Annotated in this window: 3 protein-coding genes; all 3 read left to right on the top strand. The window is 34.5% G+C overall.

What is annotated here, in order from left to right; genetic code table 11:
• The first annotated feature begins 126 nt into the window (after positions 1-126).
• The gene (locus tag FHP04_RS14190) at positions 127-612 is read left to right on the top strand and encodes a hypothetical protein (protein WP_139856812.1); all 486 of its coding nucleotides are present in this window, start codon (positions 127-129) and stop codon (positions 610-612) included.
• 275 nt (positions 613-887) lie between these two features.
• Positions 888-1,595: an SIMPL domain-containing protein gene (locus tag FHP04_RS14185; RefSeq protein WP_139856811.1), complete on the top strand. Its 708-nt coding sequence runs from the start codon at positions 888-890 to the stop codon at positions 1,593-1,595.
• 147 nt (positions 1,596-1,742) lie between these two features.
• Complete coding sequence (locus FHP04_RS14180) at positions 1,743-2,252, top strand: hypothetical protein (protein ID WP_139856810.1); 510 nt, start codon at positions 1,743-1,745, stop codon at positions 2,250-2,252.
• Positions 2,253-2,493 lie beyond the last annotated feature (241 nt).

The raw sequence follows: 2,493 nt of genomic DNA, 5'->3' as shown, positions 1-2,493 counted from the left end.
AAAACAATGCTAAAACCTGTCTTGAATCGAAATTCCGTGCTCGCTTGCTCAGCGGATTGTCCTGCGGACAATCACGCTCGCCCGCTCGCACAGTTTTTATACGGGACGTTGTGCCCAATGCAAAAAATGACACGAACGACAATCATATTAATAATTACTATTCTGTTTGCCTCTAAGATTTGGGGACAAACTGAACAAGTAAAAGTGAATTTGAACGACAGTACCGAACTGACACTTGAACGGGTAAACTTCGACAAGACAGGAAAGAAATTCGAATTCTTTGACAAATTTCCAATTGCGATTGACGGACGACCAATTTTTGGAACGGACGGTGACTTTCCAAAATTCACATTGACTAAAGCGACCTTGAAAATTGGAGAGAACAAATATGACTTACAGGTTGACGATATGTACAATCCTTGGTTCGGAGAAGGAGTTAATGATGGACTTTTCAAAATCAAAAAGGACGGAACAGAAATTCGACTGACAGGATTGTTTTCTGACGGAGCGGGATCCTATGGAGCAGAATGGTTAATCGTTGGAAAATCGAGCATTCGGACAATCTTGACGAAGGATGAATGGATACTATTTGAATACTTTGAAGGAAAATAAAAAAAAAGCACGTGGGCACAACATCGGCTATAGCAAATGCGGGCTTACTGCTTAAAAATGAAGATATTGCAGTTAAATAAAATTCGGTCTGGCGGACAAAGAATCGCTTTCAAAATCCCGCACTTGCCATAGCCAGGGCCGTTGGGCAACATTTGAAAAAAATCTCGCTGAATGACCAATAGACTAAATGAAATGGACAGTTCACTCATTCGGACTTTTAAAAAACATACTGAAATTATAGCTTCGTTGCAATAAACGAATTAAAAAAATAACCAATGAAAAACATCTTATTTATTCTTTTAGGATTTTTAACAATCCAAACTTTTGCTCAAAACAAGAACTTTATAGACCAACCATTTTTAGAAACTATTGCTGAAATTGATACTTTAGTAACACCTGACAAAATTCATTTAGTAATTATTTTAAACGAAGAAGATAACCGTAATAAAAAATCGACTGAGGAATTGGAATCTTCAATGTTCCGAGTTCTGAATTCATTAAAAATTGATTTAGAAAAAAATCTTTCTGTTTTGGATTATAGTAGTGACTTTAAAAAATACTTTTTGAGCGGACAAAAAATTCTAAAAACAAAAATGTTTTCATTAATTGTTAACGACGCACAGACTGTTGGAAAAGTTATGGCAGGATTAGAACGTGAAGAAATATCGAATGTATCTATTACTAAAACTGAATATTCAAAATCTGACCAATTATTACTTGACCTAAAAGCAAAAGCTATTCTAAAAGCAAAACAGAATGCCGAAAAAATGGTTGAACCTTTAAATCAAAAAATTGGAAAAGCTATTTACGTTTCGGATTTAGAAACTGAATCGATAACGAGTCAACTGCAAGGTAAAGTGGCTGGAGTTCAAATCAGAGGTTATTCAAGCATTTATGGAAGTCGAGCACAGGAAGATATTGTAATTGATTTTGAGAAAATGAAGTTTTCCTCAAAAGTAACAGTGAAATTTATAATCGAATAAAAAACGTTGCCCAACAATGGCTATAAGTAATTGCTTGTTCTCGCCTACTTCTGAAAATCCTCACGGATTTTCAGTTTGTTGTGTACTTGCAAAGTTAATCGCTAAACCACGCAACTACTCATAGCCGAGACCGTTGGCAAACATTTGATGAAACAGAGAACCAAAGACATTTTAGCAATCATTTTGATGATTATAGTAATTGCTGAATTGGTGATTTACACATCTGAACTGAATTTTGCTTACTCTAATATTTATAAAATTTCTTTCCTGAATATAGTTTTAATAATTGGATTTATTTTCTGGCATTCCAAAAAATTAGGACATCGGATTTTATTGACTATAATAACAATTGGAATTGGATTACTGGTTTGTTTCTTTGAGTTTGTCCGAGACTTTTCCCAGACCGAAAGAGTTCATAGATATTGGAAAATAGATAATTATGAGATTATTATTGCAAATCAAGAATATTTTGCCGGACCTGGAAGTAGCGCATATTTAAAATTAAGAGAAAAATATGTTTTCGGACTATTTTATAAAGATTTAGAAGAAATTGATAATGATTCTACTTTCTTTGAACTTGGAAAAGAAGACTGCATCGTTGAGTTTCTAAAAACCAAAACCGAATTTGACCTTTGCAAAAAAAGAAAACTGAAATAAAAACGATTTGCCAACAATGTATAACCGCAATTACGGCGGATTCGACTACGTCCGAATCCACTCGGAATTGCTAACGTCCGTGCTAAACGAAAATTAACGCATATTAACCCGTAACTGACGGTTATACGAGCCGTTGTGCTTCATGCAAAAACAAATAATATGACTGACTATCAACAAACTGAGGAATTTAAAAGAAGAGAAAAGGAAAGTGAAGATGTTCAGGCTATTCTGACTACTTGGA

The sequence above is a fragment of the Aequorivita sinensis genome (assembly GCF_006346335.1).
Lineage (GTDB): Bacteria > Bacteroidota > Bacteroidia > Flavobacteriales > Flavobacteriaceae > Aequorivita > Aequorivita sinensis.
This window is presented reverse-complemented; position numbering and strand designations above follow the sequence as displayed.

What these genes read in the sequence shown, in the direction of transcription:
- FHP04_RS14185 (WP_139856811.1), top strand. Translation starts at nt 888, where the DNA reads ATGAAAAACATCTTATTTATTCTTTTAGGATTTTTAACAATCCAAACT.
- FHP04_RS14180 (WP_139856810.1), top strand. Translation starts at nt 1,743, where the DNA reads ATGAAACAGAGAACCAAAGACATTTTAGCAATCATTTTGATGATTATA.
- FHP04_RS14190 (WP_139856812.1), top strand. Translation starts at nt 127, where the DNA reads ATGACACGAACGACAATCATATTAATAATTACTATTCTGTTTGCCTCT.